The sequence below is a fragment of the Marinobacter vulgaris genome, assembly GCF_003344045.1.
In the GTDB taxonomy this organism is placed as follows: Bacteria; Pseudomonadota; Gammaproteobacteria; order Pseudomonadales; family Oleiphilaceae; genus Marinobacter; species Marinobacter vulgaris.
Genome location: NZ_QFWX01000002.1, coordinates 613,394 through 637,630, shown reverse-complemented (window position 1 = coordinate 637,630; position 24,237 = coordinate 613,394). Strand labels below are relative to the sequence as shown.

22 protein-coding genes are annotated in these 24,237 nt (G+C 59.8%); 17 read left to right on the top strand and 5 right to left on the bottom strand.

Annotated elements, in window-relative coordinates; all coding sequences use genetic code 11:
* The first annotated feature begins 82 nt into the window (after positions 1-82).
* The 8 genes from tpx to DIT71_RS06105 all read left to right on the top strand — a co-directional run bounded on the left by tpx (position 83) and on the right by DIT71_RS06105 (position 7,947).
* On the top strand, positions 83-580 hold the full coding sequence (tpx, locus tag DIT71_RS06140; protein ID WP_114612305.1) for a thiol peroxidase: 498 nt from the start codon (positions 83-85) through the stop codon (positions 578-580).
* A gap of 187 nt (positions 581-767) precedes the next feature.
* Complete coding sequence (locus tag DIT71_RS06135; RefSeq protein WP_114612366.1) at positions 768-2,051, top strand: MATE family efflux transporter; 1,284 nt, start codon at positions 768-770, stop codon at positions 2,049-2,051.
* A gap of 99 nt (positions 2,052-2,150) precedes the next feature.
* Positions 2,151-4,961 carry a monovalent cation/H+ antiporter subunit A gene (locus DIT71_RS06130; protein WP_114612304.1) on the top strand — a complete coding sequence of 937 codons (2,811 nt, stop codon included), beginning with the start codon at positions 2,151-2,153 and terminating at the stop codon, positions 4,959-4,961.
* Positions 4,961-5,299, top strand: coding sequence for a Na+/H+ antiporter subunit C (locus DIT71_RS06125; RefSeq protein WP_114612303.1), 339 nt, complete (start codon positions 4,961-4,963; stop codon positions 5,297-5,299). Before DIT71_RS06130 ends, DIT71_RS06125 begins: the two co-directional genes overlap by 1 nt.
* On the top strand, positions 5,296-6,846 hold the full coding sequence (locus DIT71_RS06120; RefSeq protein WP_114612302.1) for a monovalent cation/H+ antiporter subunit D: 1,551 nt from the start codon (positions 5,296-5,298) through the stop codon (positions 6,844-6,846). Before DIT71_RS06125 ends, DIT71_RS06120 begins: the two co-directional genes overlap by 4 nt.
* Positions 6,843-7,337 (top strand): Na+/H+ antiporter subunit E, encoded by a 495-nt coding sequence (locus DIT71_RS06115; RefSeq protein ID WP_114612301.1) that lies wholly within the window; start codon positions 6,843-6,845, stop codon positions 7,335-7,337. Before DIT71_RS06120 ends, DIT71_RS06115 begins: the two co-directional genes overlap by 4 nt.
* Positions 7,334-7,603, top strand: a complete 270-nt coding sequence (locus DIT71_RS06110) for a K+/H+ antiporter subunit F (protein WP_114612300.1) — start codon at positions 7,334-7,336, stop codon at positions 7,601-7,603. Before DIT71_RS06115 ends, DIT71_RS06110 begins: the two co-directional genes overlap by 4 nt.
* The gene (locus DIT71_RS06105) at positions 7,600-7,947 is read left to right on the top strand and encodes a Na+/H+ antiporter subunit G (protein WP_227537970.1); all 348 of its coding nucleotides are present in this window, start codon (positions 7,600-7,602) and stop codon (positions 7,945-7,947) included. Before DIT71_RS06110 ends, DIT71_RS06105 begins: the two co-directional genes overlap by 4 nt.
* Here DIT71_RS06105 and DIT71_RS06100 read toward each other — a convergent pair.
* The gene (locus DIT71_RS06100) at positions 7,941-8,372 is read right to left on the bottom strand and encodes a thioesterase family protein (RefSeq protein ID WP_114612299.1); all 432 of its coding nucleotides are present in this window, start codon (positions 8,370-8,372) and stop codon (positions 7,941-7,943) included. The two genes, DIT71_RS06105 and DIT71_RS06100, sit on opposite strands and share 7 nt — an antisense overlap.
* A 296-nt stretch (positions 8,373-8,668) precedes the next feature.
* Between DIT71_RS06100 and DIT71_RS06095 the strand changes: the two genes are divergently transcribed.
* Positions 8,669-10,306, top strand: coding sequence for an MBL fold metallo-hydrolase (locus tag DIT71_RS06095; protein ID WP_114612298.1), 1,638 nt, complete (start codon positions 8,669-8,671; stop codon positions 10,304-10,306).
* Positions 10,307-10,359: 53 nt separating this feature from the next.
* Here DIT71_RS06095 and DIT71_RS06090 read toward each other — a convergent pair whose 3' ends face one another.
* Entirely contained in the window at positions 10,360-10,518 is a 159-nt protein-coding gene (locus DIT71_RS06090) for a YqaE/Pmp3 family membrane protein (RefSeq protein ID WP_114612297.1), read from the bottom strand.
* A 197-nt stretch (positions 10,519-10,715) separates the two neighbouring features.
* On the opposite strand from DIT71_RS06090, the gene DIT71_RS06085 reads away from it, so the two are divergent.
* Both DIT71_RS06085 and DIT71_RS06080 read left to right on the top strand, forming a co-directional pair.
* Positions 10,716-11,933: a succinylglutamate desuccinylase/aspartoacylase family protein gene (locus tag DIT71_RS06085; protein ID WP_227537969.1), complete on the top strand. Its 1,218-nt coding sequence runs from the start codon at positions 10,716-10,718 to the stop codon at positions 11,931-11,933.
* A 48-nt stretch (positions 11,934-11,981) separates the two neighbouring features.
* A complete protein-coding gene (locus tag DIT71_RS06080) occupies positions 11,982-12,926 on the top strand; it encodes a DMT family transporter (protein WP_114612296.1) in 945 nt (314 codons plus the stop codon).
* Here the strand turns inward: DIT71_RS06080 and DIT71_RS06075 are convergent.
* Complete coding sequence (locus DIT71_RS06075) at positions 12,923-14,104, bottom strand: MalY/PatB family protein (RefSeq protein WP_227537968.1); 1,182 nt, start codon at positions 14,102-14,104, stop codon at positions 12,923-12,925. The two genes, DIT71_RS06080 and DIT71_RS06075, sit on opposite strands and share 4 nt — an antisense overlap.
* Before the next feature lie 192 nt (positions 14,105-14,296).
* On the opposite strand from DIT71_RS06075, the gene DIT71_RS06070 reads away from it, so the two are divergent.
* A complete protein-coding gene (locus tag DIT71_RS06070; protein WP_114612294.1) occupies positions 14,297-15,184 on the top strand; it encodes an AEC family transporter in 888 nt (295 codons plus the stop codon).
* Complete coding sequence (locus DIT71_RS06065) at positions 15,177-16,067, top strand: prenyltransferase (RefSeq protein ID WP_114612293.1); 891 nt, start codon at positions 15,177-15,179, stop codon at positions 16,065-16,067. Before DIT71_RS06070 ends, DIT71_RS06065 begins: the two co-directional genes overlap by 8 nt.
* Here the strand turns inward: DIT71_RS06065 and DIT71_RS06060 are convergent.
* Positions 16,057-17,700, bottom strand: a complete 1,644-nt coding sequence (locus DIT71_RS06060; RefSeq protein WP_114612292.1) for a methyl-accepting chemotaxis protein — start codon at positions 17,698-17,700, stop codon at positions 16,057-16,059. The two genes, DIT71_RS06065 and DIT71_RS06060, sit on opposite strands and share 11 nt — an antisense overlap.
* Before the next feature lie 238 nt (positions 17,701-17,938).
* On the opposite strand from DIT71_RS06060, the gene DIT71_RS06055 reads away from it, so the two are divergent.
* The 4 genes from DIT71_RS06055 (at position 17,939) to DIT71_RS06040 (ending at position 23,192) form a co-directional block, all read left to right on the top strand.
* Complete coding sequence (locus DIT71_RS06055; protein WP_114612291.1) at positions 17,939-20,446, top strand: acyl-CoA dehydrogenase; 2,508 nt, start codon at positions 17,939-17,941, stop codon at positions 20,444-20,446.
* A 210-nt stretch (positions 20,447-20,656) separates the two neighbouring features.
* The gene (locus DIT71_RS06050) at positions 20,657-21,427 is read left to right on the top strand and encodes an ABC transporter ATP-binding protein (RefSeq protein WP_114612290.1); all 771 of its coding nucleotides are present in this window, start codon (positions 20,657-20,659) and stop codon (positions 21,425-21,427) included.
* Entirely contained in the window at positions 21,424-22,419 is a 996-nt protein-coding gene (locus DIT71_RS06045; RefSeq protein ID WP_114612289.1) for an ABC transporter substrate-binding protein, read from the top strand. Before DIT71_RS06050 ends, DIT71_RS06045 begins: the two co-directional genes overlap by 4 nt.
* A 2-nt stretch (positions 22,420-22,421) precedes the next feature.
* Positions 22,422-23,192, top strand: coding sequence for an ABC transporter permease (locus tag DIT71_RS06040; protein WP_114612288.1), 771 nt, complete (start codon positions 22,422-22,424; stop codon positions 23,190-23,192).
* Positions 23,193-23,195: 3 nt separating this feature from the next.
* Here DIT71_RS06040 and DIT71_RS06035 read toward each other — a convergent pair whose 3' ends face one another.
* A complete protein-coding gene (locus tag DIT71_RS06035) occupies positions 23,196-24,143 on the bottom strand; it encodes a LysR family transcriptional regulator (RefSeq protein WP_114612287.1) in 948 nt (315 codons plus the stop codon).
* Positions 24,144-24,237: the final 94 nt, after the last annotated feature.

Below are 24,237 nucleotides of genomic sequence, written 5' to 3'. Positions count from 1 at the left end.
GGATGAAAAAGCATCCAAAATGAACTACACAGAGTAAGTTGTTTTGAAACAAATCCATCCGGCCAGAAACAGGGAGTTCCAAATGAGCAACGTAACACTCGGCGGCGATCCGATTACCGTCAGCGGCACCTTACCGCAAACAGGCGACACCGCCCCCGACTTCACGCTGACCACACAGGGCCTGGAAGACGTCACCCTCGACAAGTGGGCGGGCAAACGCAAGGTTCTGAATATCGTCCCCAGTGTCGACACCCCAACCTGTGCCACCTCCACCCGCAAATTCAACGAAAAAGCCAGCAGCCTGGACAACACCGTGGTGCTGGTTATCTCCGCCGATCTTCCATTCGCTGCCGGCCGTTTCTGTGGCGCCGAGGGCCTCGAGAACGTGATCACACTGTCCAGTTTCCGCAACTACAGCTTCCAGCAGGATTATGGCGTTGCCATTCAGGACGGACCGCTGGCCGGCCTGTGTGCCCGCGCAGTGGTGGTTCTGGATGAGGACAACAAGGTCCTGCACAGCGAACTGGTGGGGGATATCAAGGATGAGCCGGATTACGAGGCGGCACTTTCGGCGCTTTAATTTTCTGATCCGTTGAGGTTTGCTGTCGGATTACGGCCCGCCTGGGCCTGATCCGGCCTTCAAACTCACACCCCCTCCCCACCAGCCAAACCTGCTAGACTCTCGCCCCAGTTAAAACGCCAGGAACCAAAACCCCAACGTGACCAACGCCGACTCCAAAGCCAGCCTGCCGCGCCAGTTGTTTACCATGACCTGGCCCATGCTCTTCGGCGTGCTGTCGTTGATGACTTTTCAACTGGTAGACAGTGCCTTTATCGGCCAGCTCGGTCGGGACCCGCTGGCAGCCCTGGGCTTCACCCTGCCCATGCAACAGCTGATCATCGGACTGCAGGTGGGCCTGGGCATCGCCACCACTGCCATTATTTCCCGCACTCTGGGCGCAGGCGACCAGCTTCGAGCCGAGCGCCTGGGCGGCCTGGTGGTCACCGTGGGCGCAATTCTGGTGATGATTCTTTGCATTGCCATGTGGCTGCTGCAGACCCAGATCATGGCCGCCCTTGGCGCCGAACAGAGCCTGTTGCCGCTGATTCGCACCTACTGGATACCCTGGCTGCTCTCCGCCTGGACCGGGGCAATGCTCTATTTCGGCTACAGCGTGTGTCGTTCCCACGGCGACACCAAACTGCCAGGCTACATGATGGTGGCCACCAGCCTTGCCAATATTGCCCTCGACCCGCTTTACATCTTTGTTTTCGGCTGGGGTCTGCCCGGCGCCGCACTGGCCACGGTTACCGCGTTCGGTATTGGCTGCCTGTTCATCTACCCCAAACTGCTCCGTTGCGGCTGGTTGCGATTTGACCTGAAGCAGCTGGCCCTGGGCAAGGCACTCAGGCAGCTGAACGCCATTATGGCTCCTGCCATGGTCAGCCAGCTGATGCCGCCCGTTTCCGCCATGGTGGCCACTGCCCTGGTGGCCGGATTCGGATCAGCGGCGGTAGCCGCTTGGGGCCTGGGTACGCGCCTGGAGTTTTTCTCCATCGTGGTGGTACTGGCGTTGACCATGTCCATGCCACCCATGGTGGGGCGCATGCTGGGCGCCGGCGAACTGGGGCAGATCCGCAAACTCGTCCGGCTTGCCGTCCGCTTCGTGGTGGTCTGGCAACTGGCCATCGGCCTGATCTGGCTGATGGCCTCGGGGCTGGTATCGGAACTGTTCACCAGCGACCGGGAAGTAAGTGATGTGCTCGGCAGCTACCTCGTTCGCGTACCCCTAAGCTACAGCGGACTGGGCGTCTGCATGTTGATGGTATCGGTTTGCAATGCCCTCGGTCTGGCGATGCGGGCCCTGCTGGTTTCCACTCTTCGCCTGTTTCTGTGTTTTCTGCCTTTTCTCTGGTTCGGTGCACAGATTGGCGGCATCAATGGGCTGATGACCGGTGCCTTAGCTGGTAACCTGTTGGCCGGTGTCATGGCGTATGCTTTTTACCGCCAGGGCATCCGCAAACTGACGGCTCTGCACGCCGATTCTTGACTTATAAGAATGAAAAAATCTCAAAGATTGGCTATAGATGAAAAATGCTAATAAGCTGAATGCTTTGAAGAACTCACTCCTGACCGGCTGAATTCCGTTATGGACATTGGGCTTCTCGTCTTTTTGCCCGTACTGGGAGCGATTGCTTCGTTCCTATCAAGACTGAAGCGGCCCGGCCCGGATCACGTGCAGACCCACGCGCTGGTTGCGCTGATCGCCCCGGCCATCTGCCTGCTGCTTCTGCTCAGCTATCTTCCCCGGATCCAGACCGGCGAAGCCCTCGTCTATTCCCTGTCCTGGGTGCCCGCCATCGGCCTTGAACTGGCCTTCCGGCTGGACGGTCTGAGCTGGCTGTTTGCCACGCTGATTACCGGCATCGGCTGCCTGATCATTGTCTACGCCCGTTACTATTTTGCCGGCAAGGACACGGCAGGCCGCTTCTTCGTACTGATCCAGCTGTTCATGACTGCGATGCTGGGCATTGTGCTGTCGGAGAATCTGCTGTTCATGCTGATCTTCTGGGAGCTGACCAGTCTGGTGTCGTTCCTGTTGATCGGTTTTACCTGGTCCAGCCGCAATGCCCGCCGGGGTGCACGCATGTCGCTGGTAATCACCGGCGGAGGTGGCCTGGCCTTACTAGGCGGCATTCTGCTGCTGGGACAGATTGTTGGCAGCTACCAGATCAGCGATGTGCTGGCCGCGACCGATGTCATCGTCAGCGATGATCGCTACCCACTGACGCTGTCGCTGATTCTGCTGGGAGCCTTCACCAAGTCGGCCCAGGCCCCCTTCCACCTCTGGCTGCCCCACGCCATGGCGGCGCCAACGCCGGTGTCTGCCTACCTGCATTCCGCCACCATGGTGAAAGCCGGCCTGTTCCTGATGGCCCGCCTACATCCGGCCATGGGCGACACTGAACTCTGGTTCGGCCTGATTACCATTACCGGCATGGTCACTCTGATGGTCGGCGCCTTCGTCGCGATGTTCATGCACGACATCAAGGGCCTGCTGGCCTATTCGACCATTTCCCATCTGGGGCTGATCACTCTGCTGATAGGCATGGGCAGCGAGATGGCCATGGCGGCGGCCCTGTTCCACCTGACCACCCACGCCCTGTTCAAAGCCCCCCTGTTCATGATGGCCGGTATCGTTGACCAGGCCACAGGCAGCCGGGATATGCGCAACATCAACGGTTTGTGGCGAACCATGCCGATACTGATGCTGATCACCGCCGTGCCGGCGGCGGCCATGGCGGGCCTGCCACTGATGAGCGGCTACCTCAGCAAAAAGATGCTGTTTTCGGAGAGCCTTCTGGTCACCGCGCCCCACTGGGCCAATACCCTGATTCCGGCGTGGGTCACCGTCGCTGCCCTGTTTTCCGTGGCCTATTCCGTGCGCATTTTCCACAACGTGTTTTTCAACGGCCAACCGGTGGATCTGCCCCACTGGCCTCCCCGCAAGAAGCCATTCGGCATGCTGGTACCACTGTTTATCCTTGCGGCTGCCTCCCTGCTGATGGGTCTGGCACCGCAAGCCACCTACGACAGTGTGATTCACCTGGCGGTGATGGCTACTTCAATGAGCCATCTGCCGCTGTATGACTTTTCCGCCCTGTCGGGTGCCCAGGTGCCTGCCATGATGAGCATGATTGCGATGGTTGGTGGCATCGTGTTCTACCTTGCCCGCGGCCCCCTGGTTGCCATCCACCGCCAGTTACCGGAGGTGGATGCCAAGAATATCTTTGAGCAGATCATGCAGCAGTGCATCCGCTTCGCCCAGTCACTGGTCTACCGCCTGGAAAACGGTTCATTGCAGCGCTACCTGGCCTTTATTCTGGTCGCCGCCATCGCTCCTGCGCTGTGGATGCTCAGCGGTTACAGTGGCTGGCGAGGCCCGTCCGAACTGACCGACCTGAATGCCATGGTGGTGTTCGGTGCGGTTATCCTCTGCCTGTCAGCCATCGGCGTTGCACTGTTCCACCACCAGCGCCTGCCGGCGCTACTTCTGCTGTCGGTCACCGGCCTGTTTGTCACCCTGGCTTTCGCCCAGTTCTCAGCGCCGGACCTGGCACTCACCCAGTTGTCCGTTGAAGTCATGGCGGTGGTGATCATGATGCTGGCGCTGTCTTTCCTGCCCCAGACCTCACCCCGTGAATCCGGCGCCGGCCGAATCGTCCGCGACCTGAGCCTGGCCGGGCTGGCCGGAACCGGCGTGGGACTGCTTGCCTACGCGGTGCTGACCCGGCCGGCGGATACCATCTCGGGGTACTTCCTCGCCAACAGCGTTCCCGGTGGGGGTGGAACCAACGTGGTCAACGTTATTCTGGTGGACTTCCGCGGTTTTGACACGCTGGGGGAAATCACCGTGCTTGGCATTGCCGCTGTTGCCGTATTCGCGTTTACCCGGGACCTGCACCTGAAGGAACGGGTGGCCAGTGCCGGCACCGCAAAAGGCTTCGCCGAGCCCCACCCGATAATCCTGCAGATGGTCTCCCGTATGGCCCTGCCCATCGCCCTGCTGGTGTCCGCCTACATTTTCCTGCGCGGTCACAACATGCCCGGCGGCGGTTTTATCGCCGGGCTGGTGACCGCCGTTGCCCTCACGTTGCAGTACATGGCCGGTGGCCTGGTGTGGGCACAGGAGCGGATGCTCACCCATTTCCGCCCATTGATTGGAGCCGGCCTGCTGATTGCAACCGCTACCGGCCTGGGAAGCTGGGTGGTGGGTTACCCTTTCCTCACCTCGGCCTTCAGCCACATGGACTGGCCACTGATTGGCGAATTCGAACTGGCAACAGCGTTACTGTTTGACCTGGGGGTCTACACCACCGTGGTCGGGGCCACGCTGCTGATCCTGGCAAACCTCGGCAAACTGATGACCGTGGCCGGGCCCGGCCGGGAGGTTGGCTGATGGAACTGGTGATAGCCATTACCCTGGGCGTGCTGACCAGCACCGGCGTGTACCTGATACTCCGGGCACGCACCTTTTCGGTCGTGCTGGGCCTGACGCTGTTATCCCACGGCGTAAACCTGTTCCTGTTCAGCATGGGCCGGCTGACCACAGCCTCCCCGGCGGTGGTTGGACTGGTAAGCGACCCTACCGACCCACTTCCCCAGGCACTGGTACTCACGGCGATTGTCATCAGCTTTTCGATGACGGCCTTTGTGGTGGTACTGGCCCTGAAAGCGGCCGTGGAGCTGCGCAGTGATCACGTGGATGGCGAAGATCCGAACGAGGACCGCCAATGAACCACCTGATGATCCTGCCCGTGGTGATACCTTTGCTGACCGGCGCCTTCCTGCTGGTTATGTACCGCTACAATATCGGCCGCCAGCGCTCACTGGGCATTGGCTCCTGCCTGTTGCTGGTGGTCTTCGGGATCTGGGCGGTGCTCCAGGCCGGTGTCGCGGACTATACGCTGTACCGCCTGGGTAACTGGGCACCGCCCTTCGGGATCGTGCTGGTGCTGGACCGGCTCAGTGCCGTGATGTTGCTGCTGACGGCCCTGCTGAGCCTGTTTTGCGTACTCTATGCCAGTCGCGGCTCTGATCGGGAAGGCTCCCACTTCCACGCCCTGATGCAGTTCCAGCTTATGGGCATCAATGGCGCCTTCCTCACCGGCGATCTGTTCAACCTGTTTGTGTTTTTCGAGGTTTTGCTGATCGCCTCCTACGCGCTGTTACTCCACGGTGGTGGCCGGGCCCGCAGCCGGGCGGGCCTGCACTACGTGATCATCAATCTGGCCGGCTCGGCTCTGTTCCTGCTGGCGCTGGGTATTCTTTACGGTCTCACGGGCACTCTCAACATGGCTGACCTGGCCCACAGGATTGCCAACGCCCCGGAGGCAGACCTGCCGCTGCTGAAAGCGGCCTCGCTCCTGCTGATGGTGGTGTTCGGCATCAAGGCCGCCCTGCTGCCATTGCTGTTCTGGCTACCAAGGGCCTACTCCGCTGCCAGTGCGCCGGTCGCTGCCCTGTTCGCCATCATGACCAAGGTGGGGTTTTACGCCATGGTGCGAGTGTTTCTCGTGGTTTTCGGTCTCGATGACGGGGCGCCCGCCAACGGCACTGTCATGGCATGGCTCTGGCCAACGGCGCTGATCACACTGGCGCTTGGGGCCATAGGCGTACTGGGTGCTGCCAGCCTGCGGACACTGACGGCCTACATGGTGATCGTGTCCGTGGGCATACTGATGGCGACCCTCTCGCGCAACGACGAGCAACTGCTTGCCGCCAGTCTTTTCTACCTGCTGCACAGTACCTGTATGACGGCGGTGTTCTTCCTGCTGGCAGATCTGATCGGGCACTATCGCGACGACGGTTACGACCGTTTCTCGATCATCTCACCCCTGGCCCACCGCTGGGTTCTGGGCACTGTATTTCTGGTGGCCGCCGTCAGCATGGCCAGCCTGCCACCCTTCAGCGGGTTCGTCAGCAAGGCGTGGATTCTGCAGTCATCCCTGCAATTACCAGGGTATCTCTGGCTGTGGGCTGCCATCCTGATTTCCGGCCTGCTGATCATCGCCGCCCTCAGCAGGGCCGGCTCAGGCTGGTTCTGGCGGCCCCAGGAGCACTCGGCCACCCACGCCCGCACCGTCGCCAAAACCCGGGGGCTGGATCATGCCCGCACTGCCACCGTCTGTGTGATGGTTGCCATCAGTTTCTCTCTTGCGCTTTTCGCCCAACCGGTCATGGACTACCTGGAGGCCGCGGCAAAACTTGTTTACCAGCCGTCCGGCTACGTGAATGCGGTGCTGGGCGATTACATCCGCCAGGGCGGGGAGGTGGCTGAATGACCCGTCGCGAATTCTGGCTGCCAAGGCCGCTATTCTCGCTGTTTTTGGCGGTGCTATGGTTATTGATGGTCAACAGTTTTTCGGTGGCGCACATGCTGCTCGGGCTGGCCCTGGGCCTGTTCATCCCCTTTATAACCCGGGCATTCTGGCCGGAGCAGGCGAAAGTGCGCTATCTGCTGCCTCTGCTCAGATACTTTCTGGTGTTGATGGTCGATATAGTGCGCTCAAACCTGATCGTGGCAAAACGTATCCTCTGGTACCCCAATCAACTGACGCCGGGTTTCGTTACCTACCCCCTGGAGCTCGATGACGATTTTGCCATCACCATTCTGGCGAGCACCATCTCCCTGACACCGGGCACGGTGACGGCTCATTACGACAGCGACGCCGGGACCCTGCTGATTCACTCCCTGCATGTTACCGACGAGGATGAACTGGTGTCCCAGATCAAGGAACGCTACGAACGGCCATTAAAGGAGATCTTCCAGTGATTGGTACCGTGATTCCGGTCGTGATCGGCGTGTTCTGTATCGCTGTGCTTCTCAACCTCTACCGGCTGGCCATCGGGCCTGATATTGTCGACCGGATCCTTGCCCTGGATACCCTGATGATCAACAGCATTGCGTTGATCGTACTGGCAGACATCCAGATGTCCCTGGGCATTCTGTTCGAGGCGGCCCTGCTGATTGCGCTGATGGGGTTCGTCGGCACCGTAGCCATGACCAAGTACCTGCTGAGGGGGGATGTGATCGAATGAATGGTTCCGAGATGCCGCTGCTGCTGGAGCTGATAATCACTTTCTTCCTGGTAACCGGTGCCATCGTGGCGCTGATCGGTTCCATTGGTCTGGCGCGCCTGAAGGATGTCTACATGCGCCTGCATGGCCCCACCAAGGCCAGCACCCTTGGCGTGGGCTGTATTCTGGTAGCCTCGTTGCTGTATTTCAGTTTTCTGAAAGGCGGACTGTCGGTGCACGAGGCGCTGGTCGCCCTGTTCCTGTTCGTGACCGCACCGGTCAGCGCCCACATGATGGCCAAGGCGGCGCTGCACCGGAAACTGAAGTGTTCTCCCCGGACCCGCAAGGGACCGCCGGATCAGTGACCGGCAAATCGTGCCCGGAAGCTCTCCGGCATGGGCACAACAGATTTGCGCTGATAGTTGAAGAATACGAAGCCGTATTTGGCCAGGGCCACTGGCTGCCCGCTTTCAGCCTTGGTGACCCGAAACACGAAATCGCCACCATATTTGTTGAAGTCCACTAACCCCACCTCAAACCTCAGCATCTCCGGAAAGAAGGACTCGGATTGGTACATGGTCGCCAGGTCGGTGACGATGATGCCCACGCCGTCTTTATCGGCCTCCTGAACGCCATAGTTCACCAGAAACTGGGCCCTGGCTTCGGACAGCATGGAGATGAGGGCATCGTTGCCCAGGTGGTTGGCACCGTTGATATCGGTGATGCGAACCGGCATCTTGGTTTCAAAATAAAAGGCATCATCCGGAAAAGAGAGCTTGATACGGGCCAAAGTTGGATTCCTGTCTGGAGAAGTTGCAGCTGCAGCCAATGATACTTGGTTGTTATCCTCCCTTCACGCGAGACAGTTTGCCTGACATTGGTTATCTTGGTAGCCAGGCTCCGGCGCTTTCAGGCTTTGGGAGCGGCGGAGATGGGGAGAGGTCTTTCAAAACACGCTCAAGCACATCCCTGTGGCGCTTGAGCTCCGCCATCCATGGCTACGCACAGTTTTGAAAGAACTCTCCCAATCCCCGCTTCAAACTTTAACGCGCACCTGAATCACTAAAATAAATCAACGGACATTCTATGGATATTCGCCCTGCTGCAACGCTGGTTCTGACAAAAGATACTGCCAATGGTCTGAAGGTACTGTTGCTGCAACGAACCTGGGAAGCCGTCTTCATGCCCGGATTCTTTGTCTTTCCCGGTGGCTCTATCGACGAGCAGGATATAAAAGGACGTGCACATGCCATAGGCCGTGGCGATACAGATATCAGTCAGACCATGAGCCTGGACGAAGGCGGAGCTGACTATATGCTGGCGGCGGTCAGGGAGTGTTTTGAAGAAGCCGGCATTCTGGTGGCGCAGGACCAGGATGATCGAGAAGTAACGACCGGGCACCCGGTTCATCAGGACCGGATGGCGTTATTCAGGGGTGAATTGACGCTGTCGGAGGTTTGCCAGCGGCACAAGTTGACGATTCCGCTGGACCGGCTGGCCTATCTGGGGCACTGGATTACCCCTCCGGGGCCGCCCCGCCGGTTTGATACCCGGTTTTTCGTAGCGGTGTCGCCGGAAAATCAGCTGGCCAGCCATGACGGAGTGGAGACCATTGATAATGTCTGGCTGAGCCCTGCAGAAGCACTGGAAGATCATCGCAGCGGGCGGCGTCTATTGGGCCTGCCCACTATCCGTACGCTGCGGGTGCTGAGCGATTTCGACACCACCGGAGAGGTGATGCGTTACGCCCACGCCAATCCGCCCGAGCCGTACCCCAGCAAGTCATGGCCGGCGCTCAAGAAGGGCAGGCCGGTGCTGCTGGAACCGGGAGCACCGGCCTATGACGAAGCCGCCAAGCTGGACCCGGAAGGCGAAGGCTCGACCCATGCCGAGATTGTTCCCGGTGAGCCGGTGGAAGTGGCCGCCGGTGTCGTGCGGCTGACAGCGCCTAATCCGGGGATGATGACCGGCCCGGGCACCAACACCTATGTGCTGGGCCACAAACGTTTTACAGTGCTGGACCCAGGGCCGGACAACCCGGCCCACATTGAACGGATCCTGGAACTCACCGGCGGGGCGATCGATCAGGTGGTGGTTACCCACACCCATCAGGATCATTCACCCGGCACTGTGGCACTGAAAGCCAGAACCGGGTGCCGGGTTTATGGCCAGCCGGCACCGGCCGGTGCCGCCCAGGACCCGACCTTTGCGCCAGACGAGGAACCTGTCCACGGAGATGTGATCAAAACCGACGCAGGCTCGCTGAAAGTGCTTCACACCCCGGGCCATGCCTCCAACCACCTGTGTTACCTCCTCCTGGAACAGGAGCTGCTGTTTTCAGGGGATCATGTCATGCAGGGCTCCACGGTGGTGATCAATCCCCCGGACGGCGACATGAAGGCCTACCTTGAATCGCTCTATGAGCTGCTGGACGAACCAGTACGTTTCATTGCCCCGGCACACGGCTTTCTGATGGGGCACCCGGAAGCGGTTGTTGATTACCTCATTACCCATCGCCTCGCGCGCGAGCACAAGGTGGCCCGGGTTCTGAAAAGCCAGACCAGAACCACTCTGAAGGATCTCACAGCGGAAGCGTACGATGACGTGCCGGGCGCTCTTCACGGGGTGGCTGCACGCTCGGCGCTGGCCCATCTGTTGAAGCTGGAAACGGAGGGAAGGGCGGCCAGGGAGGGCGAGACCTGGCATGCCACATCGCACACCTGAGCCCAGGCCTGCTCTCAATTGTCTCTCATGGCATGGCTCCATCCGGGGCCATGCTATTTCTTGGCGATAATCCACACCGCGTGAACAATGCCGGGAATGTAGCCGAGAAGGGTCAACAGGATGTTGATCCAGAAGTGCTTGCCTATCCCTACCTGTAAAAAAACACCCAACGGCGGTAACAAAATCGCAATCAGAACTCGCAAAAGATCCATAGAGTTAACTCCCTTTCAGACGTATAACAGGTACAGAACCGTAACAGGCGTCCTGTAGACTCCACCAATAGGTCATTTTGCGGAAATACACAAAAACTTCATGAAAACGGCATTAAACCTTTGTCACAGCGGTATTCAGGGAACTTAGCGGCCATTATCCTTGTCCCGTCCTGCCAATACCGGACACCTGGCCCCGAATGGCCGTCAACCTGAGAGAAATTATGCTGTACCGCTGGCTGACACCACTGTTCCGCGCTGGCCTGATACCCGCACTCTGCGGCAGCCTTGTAGCCCTGCCGACTGCCCATGCAGAACAAACTGACAGCTCTGTGAAACAGGACATCCTCATTGCAGAACTTGCCGAGGACGAAAATGTCGAGGACGTCGAGCAGTCCGAACCGCTGCAGTTACTGGAACCGCAAGCGCCTGCAGAACAGCCTGTATCGCAGGAAGAAGCGTCCATCCTGTCGCTACTGGGCTCAGAGGTGCCGCCCGGAACCGCCACACGGCTGTCGTGGTCACCGGCTATCCAGGGAGCCGGCCTGTCCCAGCCAACCCCCGTGCTGGTGGTCAACGGCGCCAAGCCGGGCCCCACCCTGTGCCTGACCGGGGCTGTTCACGGCGATGAGCTTAACGGCATCGAGATCATTCGTCGCACCGTCTATGACCTGGAGCCGGCCAAACTCTCAGGGCGCGTTATCGGAGTTCCCATAGTCAATCTGCCGGGCTTTCAGCAGGGCAGCCGCTACCTGCCCGACCGCCGCGACCTTAACCGGCATTTCCCCGGCAGCGCCGACGGCAGCCTGGCCGACCGGATTGCCCACTCGCTGTTCGAAAACGTGATTCGTCATTGCGACATGCTGGTGGACATCCACACCGGCTCCCTCAAGCGCACCAACCTGCCCCAGCTGCGCGCCGACATGAACAATCCCGATGTGGCGGAGCTGACCCGCGGGTTCGACCGCATGGCGGTGGTTCACAGCACCGGTAGCAGCGGCATGCTCCGGTTTGCCGCCATTGACGCCGGCATCCGCGCTGTCACCATGGAAGCGGGCGAGTCCCTGAGAATCCAGGAGCACCAGATCAAGGCCGGGGTCAACAGCCTGACCAGCCTGATGGACAGGCAGGGCATGATTTCAAGAATGTTTGTCTGGGGGGACCCGGAGCCGGTGTATTACAACTCTGAATGGGTACGGGCCGAACATGGCGGCATCCTGTTCAGTGAGACCAAACTGGGCGACAAGGTCGACGAGGGTGAAATCCTGGGCTACGTGTCCGATCCCATCACCAACGCCCAGCACACGATAAAAGCCAGCAGCAACGGTCGGGTCATCGGAATGGCCGTGGATCAGGTTGTCATGGCGGGTTTCGCCGCCTACCACGTAGGTACGGAGGCAGAAGTGCCCGCAGAGTAGTATCCTGTCGGGCTCCTGAAATACTTCAGGAATCCGACAGGAGTCCGCGTGTCTTCAGAAACCTCGAAACCACCTCTGTGGCTGGCCTATATCGGCCTTGTCCTGACGCCCCTGTTCTGGGCAGGCAATGCGGTTGTTGCCAAGGGCGTGGTGGGCGAGATTCCGCCGCTGTCCATGTCCTTCTGGCGATGGGTTATCGCCCTGGCAATCCTGCTGCCGTTCGGCTTGCCCGGCGTCTGGCGCCAGCGCCAGACCATTCGACAGCACTGGCTGTCAATGCTGGCACTGGCCACTTTCAGCGTCGCCGCCTTCAACTCCCTGCTCTATTTTGCCGCAGTTACCACCACGGCCACCAATATCGCGCTGATAAACGCCACCATTCCCATCATGGTCGCATTACTGGCGTGGCTGCTGTTGGGTGACCGCACCCGTCCGGTGCAGGCACTGGGTATCGCACTGGCAGTGCTGGGCATTGTAGCGGTGGTCGCCCGCGGGGATCTTTCGGTACTTACCGGCCTGCAGGCACAACCGGGCGACCTGATCATGGTACTGGCGGTGTTCAGCTGGGGTCTGTTTTCAGTGCTGCTTCGCCGCCAGGCCGTGCCGCTGCCGCCGCTGACGTTCCTGACCGTCCAGATTGCCTGCGGCACGATGGTGATCCTGCCGTTCTACCTGGCGGACCTGCTGTTTTTCTCCGGCGGGTTCGACCTCAACCGGCAAACCGCATTGCCGATGATGTATTTTGCCATCTTCCCGGGCATTCTGGCGTACGGTTTCTGGAACCACGGCGTGCACCGGGTCGGGCCGGCAAGAGCGGCCATCTTCATGTACCTGACCCCGGTGTTCGCGTCGGTGATGGCAGGGATTTTCCTGGGCGAGCGGCTCGGGCTTTCCCACATTATTGGCGGCCTGCTGATCCTCGCCGGTCTTTTTCTGGCTACCCGCACCACCGGGCTTCGCCGCAAACACCGCTGGACCGGTGGAGAAAATTAACCCGGCAGTGTCGCCATCGCCTGCCGGATCTGTTCAAGGGCGGTCTCCAGCACCCGCCGCGGGCAACCAATATTCATGCGCATGAACCCCCTGCCGGCTTCGCCGAAGGTGATTCCCGGGTTCATTCCGACGCCCGCGCGGTGCACAAAGAACTGTTTCAGTTCCGGGTCAGTCATCCCCAGGGAGCAACAATCCAGCCATAACAGATAGGTGCCCTCAGGCTCTGTTACCCGAATGCCGGGCAGGTGTCGCTGAACATAGTCGATCACGAAATCACGATTACCCTGCAGGTAGGCCATGAGTTGCTCAAGCCAGGCACCACCGTTCCGGTAACCGGCCTCGAAACCGGCGATGCTGAAGGGATTACACTGGTTCATGTGCATGCCATCGAAAACAGTTTGCAGTGCCTTGCGATGGGATTCGTTGGCCACCACCAGCGCCGACAGCCCCAGCCCCGGCATATTGAAGGTTTTGCTGGGTGCCACAGCGGTAACCAGGGCATCATCCGGGCCGGCCAGGCGCGCCAGTACATGATGGCCAGGCCTGTCCGGGTACACCAGGTCACAGTGGATCTCATCCGCCAGCACCATCAGATTATGGCGCCGGGCAATCGCCAGCACCGCCCTGAGCTCGGCTTCGCTCCACACCCGTCCCACCGGATTGTGGGGCGAACACAGCAACAGTACCCGGGCATCGTCCCGCGCCGCGCAAGCCTCAAGGTGTTCCAGGTTCATCCGATAGCGGCCATCCACCCGTTCAAGCGGATTTTCGATCGCTGCGCGGCCGGTTTTCTGAACGGCGCTGAAAAAGGGAGGGTAGACCGGTGGCTGGATAATGACGCCCTCGCCCTCCTCGGCAAACGCCAGTGCCGCGGCGTAGAGTGAAGGCACCACGCCCGGAGCCATCAGGATCCAGTCCCGCTCGATGGTCCAGCCATGATGGATTTCGAACCAGTCGATGATGGCCGCGTACAGGCTCTCCGGAAACAGCGTGTAGCCATAAACCGGATGCCCGGCCCTTTTCTCCAGCGCCTGCGTAACCGCCTCCGGCGCCGGGAAATCCATATCTGCCACCCAGAGGGGGATCACATCCTCGCGGCCGAATACCGCCTTGCGGGCATCGAACTTTACCGAGCAGGTATTTTCCCGCGGAAGGAGCCTGTCAAAGGAATCTGGCACGAAGGGCCTCCATGATGACGTCAACAAAAAGGTAATGAGTGCTGTCGTCATTCTGGGGCAGGAGTGTTAACAGCCGCAACCGCAGGGCCCATCTTTGGTCGCAAGGATGCAGGTTTTGCTTGCCCGTTACCGCCAATAATTGCGAACCTACCGGATTATTTGTGCATCCCGGTGCTTTTTCGGAGCCAATACATGCTTGCCCAGATCCTGTCCACGATGTTGCCGGTTTTCCTGATTGCCGGTTGCGGCGCGCTTTATGGCCGCTACCGCAGTCCCGATATCCAGGGCCTGAACACCCTGAATATGGAGCTGTTCGTACCCATGCTGGTGTTCGCGGTGCTGGCAGACCAGAAGGCGCCGCTGCAGGAATATACCAGCCTGGCGCTCGCGGCGACGGTGGTCGTTCTGGGGTCCGGGATTATTCTCTATCCCCTGGCCAGGGTTCTGAAGCTGAACATCAAGACCTTCCTGCCACCGATGATGTTCAACAATTCAGGCAACATGGGCCTTCCGGTGCTGGTGTTCGCGTTCGGGGACGCGGCCCTGCCGGCTGCCATCGTGCTGTTCATTGTTGAGATGCTGCTGCATTTTTCCGTGGGCCTCTACATGCTGGACCCACACACCTCCATTCTCAGGCGACTGCGCCTGCCCATCGTGTTTGCCAGTATCGCGGGCCTGGTGGTGAACGTCAGCGGGGTTCCCCTGCCCGAATGGTTCCTGGAAACCCTCAACATGCTCGGTGGCGTTTGCATTCCGCTGATGCTGTTTGCCCTGGGCGTACGCATGCTGGATGTGGATTTCAGCGACTGGAAACTGGGCATGCTGGGCGCCATTGCCTGCCCCGTCTCGGGCCTGCTCCTGGCCTGGCCAATGGTCGCGATTCTGGACCTGCCCGGCCTTCAGGTGGCGGCCCTGTGGGTCTTCGCCGCATTACCGCCAGCGGTGCTCAACTACATGGTAGCGGAGCAGTACCGGCAGCAGCCCCACAAGGTGGCGTCGCTGGTGCTGATCGGCAACCTTGGAAGCCTGGTGGTTATGCCCATTGTGCTCGGACTGGTGTTTGCTGCCGGCTATGTCTGAAACCGTTGCGGTCGTACGCGCTTCCCGCCCCAATTTTCTGGTGCTCGCCCCGCTGTGTGCGGGGCTTGGCGTTGCCGTGGCCTGGCAGCAGGGTGAGGCCCCCGCGTTACTGGATACCCTCCTGGTACTGATAGGGGCCGTGCTGGCCCACACGGCGGTGAATCTACTCAATGAATACGAGGACTTTACCTCGGGGCTGGACCTGATCACCCGGCGCACCCCGTTTTCCGGTGGCAGTGGGGCGCTTCCGGAGATACCCTCAGCCGCAAAACGGGTTCTGATCGCCGCTCTGGGCACACTGGCACTGGTGGTCGGCATCGGCCTGTACTTTCTCTGGCTCCGGGGGCTACCGATGCTGGTCCTCGGTGCCGGCGGCGTTGTGCTGGTCTTGACCTACACCCGCTGGATTACCCGCTCGCCTGCCATCTGCCTGGTTGCTCCGGGGCTGGGCTTCGGCCCGGTGATGATTCTGGGCAGCCTGATCGCCCTGGACGCCCGCCTGGATACGGCGGCGCTCGTCGTTTCCCTGATCGTATTGCTGCTGGTGAGCGAACTGCTGCTGATCAACCAGATACCGGATGCCGACGCAGACCGTAAAGTCGGACGCCGGCATCTGGTCATTACCGTGGGGAAACCGACCGCCGCCCGTCTCGCCGGCAGCCTGTTACTGGCCGCTTATGGCGTACTCACAGCGGGGGTGTTGACTGGTGGGTTACCCGGGTGGAGCGCCCTTGCACTGGCACCGCTGCCGGCAGCCCTGTGGATAAATCTCAGGCTGCCGGCCGCGGTCACCCACCCTCAACAACTTAATACCCTTCTGGGGCTAAACGTTGCGGTACTGCTGGCAACCCTGGCGTTACTGGTACTGGGTATCAGCCTTTAAGCCGGAATACGCTGACCCGCCCGCTCAACTGCTCAGCCAGTGTGGCAAGATCGCGGCTGGCGCCGGCGACCTGCTCGGAACCGGCGGACGTTTCCACGGTAGAGTCGTGAATACGGCTGATGTTGCGGTTTACTTCCTCGGCAACACTGCTCTGCTCCTCCGCTGCGCTGGCGATCTGGGCATTCATGTCATTGATCTCACTCACTTCCTGGCGGATCTGCGTCAGTGCCTGTTGGGCGGAACGGGTCTTCTCCACGGTGGTTTTGGCCAGGTCGCGACTGGTCTCCATCACGTCCGCTGCTTCCGCGGCGCCGGTCTGCAGTTTGCCGATCATCTCCTGGATTTCACGGGTGGAGTCCTGGGTACGGGTCGCCAGTGAGCGCACCTCGTCGGCCACTACCGCAAAGCCACGACCATGGGTACCCGCCCGGGCCGCTTCGATGGCCGCGTTCAGGGCCAGCAGATTGGTCTGCTCAGCGATGGCGTTGATCACTTCAATGATCTTTTCAATATTCGCGCTGTCGTCGGATACCCGGTGCACGGTCACCGCCGCTTTCTCGAGGGTGTCTGCCAGCTCTCCGATAGAAGCGGCTGTTTCCTGGACCACCCGGTTACCGGTTTCCACCTCCTGATCCGCCTTGCCAGTCGCTGTTGCCGCACTGGAGGCAAATCCCGCCACTTCGTTTACCGTAGCCGCCATCTGGTTGATGGCGGTTGCCATCTGCTCGGCTTCTTCGGACTGGATGCGAATCTGGCGGTTGTTGTTGTCGGACGTGGACAACAGTTCCGAGGAGCTTCTGGACAGTTCCATTGCCGACTGACGGACCTCGCTGATAATTCCGGCGAGCTGTTCCACCGTATCCCTGAGTGCGCCCATGACGCTGTCGGGATACCTGGTCTGAATATCCTGGTCGAGTATACCGTCCGAGAGCCGGCGGATGGCATCGGCGACCTCTTCAGGCTCCGCACCCAGGGTAGAGCGTATCTTGCGGATAATAAGCACCGCCACGACAATGCTCAGCAACACGGCAAAACCGGTGACCAGGAAAATCACTCTGTTGAAGTTGCCCGCGGCATCCCGCACCGCATCCACGTTGGTGGTAATAAACGCTTCCTGGTGATCGATAAACGCGTTTATGCGGTCGAGCCAGGTGGTGTAGGCGGGCGAAACTTCCTCCAGCAGAAATTCCTGCGCTTCATCAATACGGCCATCCTGGCGGATGTTGAGCAACTTCTCGGTCAGCGCCAGGGTGGTGCGCTCAATGGCCTTGATGTCCGCCAACAGATCCTTTTCACGGTCGGTGGCTCCGGCGGACCGGAACAGCTGGTCCATGGGTCTGGCAGACTCCACGTAGAAATCCTTCAGGCGCTGGATATCCTGGAGGTGTGTCCTGAGGGCACGGTCGTCCCGCACCAGGACCGCATCGCGAATCGCAATGGCCCGGTCGTGAACGCTGCCGCGGAAGTTGATGGCGTAACGCTGCTTTACGGCAGCGTCATCGCCCACTTCAGTGAGAGTCGTGTCGATGAAACCAACCCGGTGATTACCGATAAGACTGACGAGAACCATCAGGGAAAGAATAAGGCCAAAACCCAGGGCGAGTCGTTTGGCGACAGTGAGTCTGTTGAACATGATCTACTCCGGCTGCTCATAACCATAAATCGAATCTTTGTATTCCGAGATCCTGCAAAATCGGATCAATAGATCAGATCGTCAACCGTAATCTTTAACAATTATTTTCATTGCTACATACCGTTACATTCTGCAGCAATTGCCTACCATAACCGGCGGATACGCTTGCAACAGCCCGGGCTTTCGCCGAAGGTAAGGCTATTCAGGTTGAATTTCATTTCGATACGGAGATCCGCCCATGAGTGTTCTGCTTCTCCTCCTCAGTGCGCTGGTACTGATCTACCTCGGCATCGGCGGCACCACCGCCGCCACAGTCCTGGTAATCGCAACGGTTGTCGGTCTTTTCCAGGATGGCTGGCACATCCTCAGTATTCTGTTCGGTGGCGGCCTTCTGGCCCTGAGCCTGGTACTGCTGATACCGGGAGACATACGGCGCGAGAAGTTGAGTGCGCCGCTTCTTGGCTGGGTGCGAGGCAGGCTGCCCAAGCTCTCCGACACCGAGGAGGAGGCCCTCCGTTCGGGCTCTGTGGACTGGGACGGGGAACTGTTTTCCGGCCAGCCCGAGTGGTCAAAGTTACTGGACGCAAAACCCGCTCATCTATCCAGTGAGGAGCAGGCCTTTCTCGACGGGCCGGTGGAAAAACTCTGCGACATGCTGGATGACTGGAAAATCACCCACGAAGACTACGACCTGCCCAACAAGGTCTGGACGTTCATTCGTGAGAACGGTTTCTTTGGTCTGATGATCCCCAAAGAACAGGGCGGCAAAGGCTTCTCACACACCGCGCATTCCGAAATCGTGATGAAGATTTCCACTCGCAGCGTGTCCGCCGCCGTCACTGTCATGGTGCCCAACTCCCTCGGCCCGGGGGAGCTGTTGATGGAGTACGGCACCGATGCCCAGAAAGAACATTACCTGCCGCGACTTTCCAGCGGCGAGGAAATCCCCTGTTTTGCACTGACCTCCCCGGTGGCCGGTTCCGACGCCGGTGCCATTCCGGACAAAGGCATCGTCTGCAAGGGTCAGTGGGATGGCAAGGAAGTGCTGGGGCTGAAAGTTACCTGGAACAAGCGCTACATTACCCTGGCGCCGGTTGCCACACTGATTGGACTGGCCATCAAGGTGTACGACCGGGACAGGCTGCTGGGTGACTCCGATGAGATCGGGGTGACCTGTGTGATGATTCCCCAGGACCTGGAAGGCGTTCACTCCGGTGCCCGTCACCTGCCCATGAATACCGTGTTCATGAATGGCCCCACCTGGGGCAATGACGTCTTCATCCCCATGGACCAGGTTATCGGCGGCCAGGACATGCTTGGCAAGGGCTGGAAGATGCTGCTGGAATGCCTGTCCATCGGCCGTTCCATCTCGCTGCCGGCCCTGGGCACCGGCGCCGGCAAGGTCGCCAGCCTGGCCACCGGCTCCTACGCCCTGACCAGGGAACAGTTTGGCCGTTCCATCAGCCAGTTCGAGGGGGTTCAGGAAGCCCTTGAGCCGATCGCCGGTTACACCTACATGATGGACGCCGCGCGATTACTCACCTCCGGCATGCTGGACCGGGGCGTGCGCCCCTCCGTGCCTTCAGCGGTGCTCAAGTACCGCAATACCGACCTGATGCGGATTGTAATCAACCACGCCATGGACGTGGTGGCCGGCCGGGGCGTGATTACCGGGCCCCGCAACTTCCTCGCCCGTGCCTACCAGGCAGTGCCCATCGGCATCACCGTTGAAGGCGCCAATATCCTCACCCGCAGCCTGATGGTGTTTGGCCAGGGGGCAATTCGCTGCCACCCGTTCATTGTCGAAGAAATCGAAGCGGCAGGCATGGAAGACAAGAAGGCGGCGGTCGAGAAATTCGATGGCATCTTCTACCGCCATATCGCCCACACCACCCGCAATGCCCTGCGATCATTGGTACTCGCCCTGACCGGCGGCTTGCTGGAACCGGTTCCGCGCCAGGGCAACATCCAGTCCAGCTATCGTCAGCTGGCCCGGTTTTCGGCCGCCTTTGCACTGATGACGGATGTCACTCTGCTCACCGTTGGCGGCGGCCTCAAGGCCCGCCAGCGCCTGTCCGGGCGGATGGCAGACTGCCTGGTACACCTGTATTACGCCACCGCGGTCATCAAGCAATGGCACGAGGAAGGCTACCCGGACGACCAGCGCCCTCTGGTGGACTGGTGCCTGCAAACCAGCCTGCGGGATCTCAAGACGTCCATGCGCGAACTGATCATCAACTTCCCGGTGCCTCTGCTGCGCTGGCCGATGCGGATACTGGTGTTCCCACTGGGCGCTACCGGCCTGAACGGACCCAGTGACACGCTGGGCGCGGAAGTTGCCGCCAGTATCGTCAAGGACACGCCCCTGCGCCAGCGCATCAGTCGTGGCAGCTACGTCAATACCGATCCGGAAGACCCGCTGGGTCGCGTGCTGAACGCCTACCGGCTGGCCAACGAAACTCGCGACATGCGCGCGCGCCTCCACGAAGCCCTTCGTAACCGTGATGAAGACGAGCTGGGCGGCATTGATCTGCTGATGGGACATCAGCGCAAGGAACTGGTGGACTGGGCCTGTGATCAGGGTGTTGTGAAGAAGGAAGAATGCGACAAGCTCCTGGAAGCCCTGGAGGCCCTCTACGACGTCATCCGCGTGGACGCGTTTGATGCCGATGGCCTGAAAGCGCTGTCGCGATGCGCCAAGGGCAAGCGTAAAGTCGTGGAGCGTCCCCCCAGAGAAGAAGAGTAATCTCTTTCAGCCGGACCCGGTTCACCGGGTTCGGCTGTCATCCCGCCTCAATCTTAGCCCCACGCCACGCCATTATTGCTTTCACCTTTTACCGCAATTGCCAAATCCTATGAAAACAGCCCCGCAAAGCACTTTTTCTCAAGAACTTTTAGTTATAAAATAGGTTTTAGTTATTTCATTTAAGAATATATAGATATTCCGGCAGGCTATATGAAACTTCAATTCAGCCAGGTCACCAAGTCCTTCGGCGATCTGAATGTGATCAGGCAATTCGATACCACCATCCGCAACGGCGAGATCGTTGCCCTGGTAGGCCCATCCGGTTGCGGAAAATCCACGCTGTTACACATGCTGGCCGGACTTCAGCAGCCTTCTACGGGTGCCCTGACTGCGGACGGCGCCTCGGTAGCCAGGCCCTCACCTGAACGCACGCTGGTGTTCCAGGAACACGCCCTATACCCGTGGATGACCCTGCTGGACAACGTGGCCCTGGCGCTGGAGTTCCAGGACAAACCCCGCGCCACGTCCCTGTCAGAGGCGCGTAAATGGTTGTCACGGGTCAGGCTTGTGGGTTTTGAAGACTATTACCCCCATCAGGTTTCCGGGGGCATGCGGCAGCGTTGTGCCCTGGCCCGGGCCTTTATTGCCCGCCCCAAGGTACTGCTGCTGGACGAGCCTTTCGGTGCCCTGGATGCGCTGACCCGGATGACCCTGCAAAGCGTCCTCAAGGATCTGATCGAGGAAGAGCGACCCACTGTGGTTCTGGTCACCCATGATGTGGATGAAGCCCTCTATCTGGCAGACCGGGTGCTGGTTTTCAGCCAGCGCCCGGCCACCGTCCTCAAGGAAGTTGAACTGGGGCATATTCCCAAAACCCACGACCTGTCCGCTTTTGCCGATGTCCGTCGGGAAGTACTGAACCTGCTGGGCATTGACACTGACGAACACCAACCCAAAGATTCTCAAGGAGAAACAGCATGAAACGCTCTTTAATGGCTCCCCTGCTTGCCTTGCTGCTGGGCCTGGCTGTCGCCGGCCCGACAACGGCAGCAGAAGAATTCCGCGTCGGTTATGTCCGGGTCATGGACGATGCCCAGGCCATGCTGGCCTACGAAGCGGGCCTGTATGAGAAGTATGGCCTGGACGCACAGCTGATCGAATTTACCTCGGGCACTGATCTGATCAAGGGGATTGTCGGCGGCCAGCTGGATATCGGCGTACTCGGCTTCTCCAACGCCTTTACCTGGGCTTCCAAGGGGGCAGATCTGAAAATCGTCGGCGGGGCCCAGCGCGGTTATCACTCCCTGCTGGTGCGCGAGGACTCCGGCATTGAGTCGGTTGAGGATCTCGAGGGCAAGAGCCTGGCGTCCCAGAAACAGGGCAGCACTGCAGACATCGTGCTCAAGGGCGTGATGCTGGCCAATGCCGGACTGGAACCGTCGGATCTGAATATCATGGGCGTTGCCCCTTCCGTGGCCGTGCAGTCACTGGTCGGTGGCCGCGTGGATGCCGCCTTCCTGTTCGAGCCCTATGACCGTATTGCGCAGCTGGTGGCGCCGGTCAAACAGATCTACGAGATTGGTGAAGTCTGGCCTTTCCCCTGCATGGTGGTGATCACCTCCGGCGAAACCCTGAAAAACCGCAAGGAGGTGCTCTGGTCAGCCCTGGATGCTCAGCGCGAAGCCATAGATATGCTTGAGAGCAGCCCCGAGAAGGCAGCGCCCTATATCACCGACTACTTTATCCGCGAGCCGGTCGTAAAGTCCCGCAATCAGGGCGACGTGCCCAGCGAACAGGTGATCACCGAAGCCATCAAGACCAACGATTTCAGTGCCAAGCTGACCGAGGATGATATCGGCCGCATGCGGGAACTGGCGGCCATCATGCAGGAACAGGGCATTCTTCAGGTGGAAGGCGAGTTTGATGTCGATGCCCTGCTGGACCTGTCCTGGCAGCAGGCGCGTGAGCTCTAGGCATGAGTAGCACTCAGCCAACCGGCGTTGCCAGCAAACGGGCCTATGTGGCCGCTATCGCCATCATCCTGTTTTTCTGGCAGGTGGCGGCCTGGTTCCTGCCGGACTTCCTGATGCCGGATGTACCGGTGGCCCTGCAGCGTTTGTGGGAGGAACTGAACAGCGGCGACTTCTACGAGGGACTTGGCAACAGCATGAGCCGCCTCGGTATCGGCTACGGGGCCGCTCTGTTCTTTGGCATTGTTCTGGGGCTGGTAGGGGGCACCCTCGACATGGTGCGTAGCACCCTGAAGGCCGCCATCATTATCCTGCAATCCATCCCGTCCATTGCCTGGGTGCCGCTGTTCCTGATCCTGATGGGCTTCGGCAACCTGCCGATCATTGTGGTGGTGGCCATCGGCGCGTTCTTCCCCACCGCCCTGAGCGTGATGAATGCTACCGAGAGCGTCGAGAAAGTGCATATCTCGGCCGCGCGAGTGATGGGTGCATCAAAGATGCAGATGCTCAGGCGGGTCTACTTTCCGGCGGTGACCCCGGAGCTGATCACCGGCGCCCAGCTGGCCTTCGGCAATGCCTGGCGCGCTCTGATCTCGGCCGAGATGATCGTCGGCTTTAGCGCCGGCCTGGGCAAATCCCTGGCCTATTCCGGCGAGATTGCGGACATGACCGGAGTGATGACCAACATCCTAGTGATTGCGATACTGGCTGCGGTGATTGACCAGGTGATCCTTGAACGCATCAAGCACAGGCTGCTTCGTTACCAGTATCTCTGACACTCACTCCGCCCTGAGACCACCCCGAATGGCCTCATCCACCAGCCAACGGCGCAAAATCTGGATTCCCCGCTCGCGCCGGCGGCTGGTTTTCCAGGCAAAGTAGAACTTGTCACCGGTCATCACCGAGTGGCTGGGCAAGCGGACAAAGTCCCCCGAATCCTTGCGCGTGCTGAGCATGTAATCATTGGTCAGCGCGATCCCCTGATGAAAGCGCGCCGCCTCCAGCGCCAGCAACATATGACTGAAATGCTGGATCCGCGCCGTGCCGGGAATGGCCTGATCCACTCCGCGATACCAGGCCTCCCAGTCACCGGCCGCCTTGTCGAAAATACTGTGGGTGGAAAGCAGCGGAAACCGGGACACTTCCTCCGGTGACAACTCCGGCTCATCCCGCCCCTCGATTTCTGAATCCCGCCCCAGCTCCCGCCGGATCCGCTGCCAGTAATCCTGGCTGCACACCGGAAACAGCCGTTCGATGTACAGCAATTCATAGCTGAACGCCGCCGACGCCGGCTTGATGGTAATAAAACAGTCCGCGACCCGATCCGACAACACCGGATTCTCACTGCTCATTTCCAGCGACAGCTCCAGCTGCGGGTGCTCCCGCTGCAAATCCGGCAACCGCGGCACCAGCCAGCGCACCGCAAACGAACTGAACACTGAAAGCCGCAACCGCGACTCCTCATGCCCCAGCAACTGCTCACTCACCCGCTCAATCTGCAACAACGCCGTACCGATGCCATCCAGATACTGCCGCCCCTCGTCAGTCAGTGCCAGCGTTCGGCCACTGCGCCAGAACAGCTTCTCACCCAGGTAGGTCTCCAACTGCTTGATCTGATGACTGACCGCACTCTGACTCACAGCCAGCTCTTCGGCGGCCAGCGAAAAACTGTTCAACCGGGCAACGGCCTCAAAGACGGGCAGGGATTTCAGGGGTGGAAGCTTCATTATCTATTTTTCTAATACCGATGGATTAAAGATCATTTTATCGGATATTAGCACACCGATAGAATGCCATCACAGCATTCAGGGAGCCGGGTGG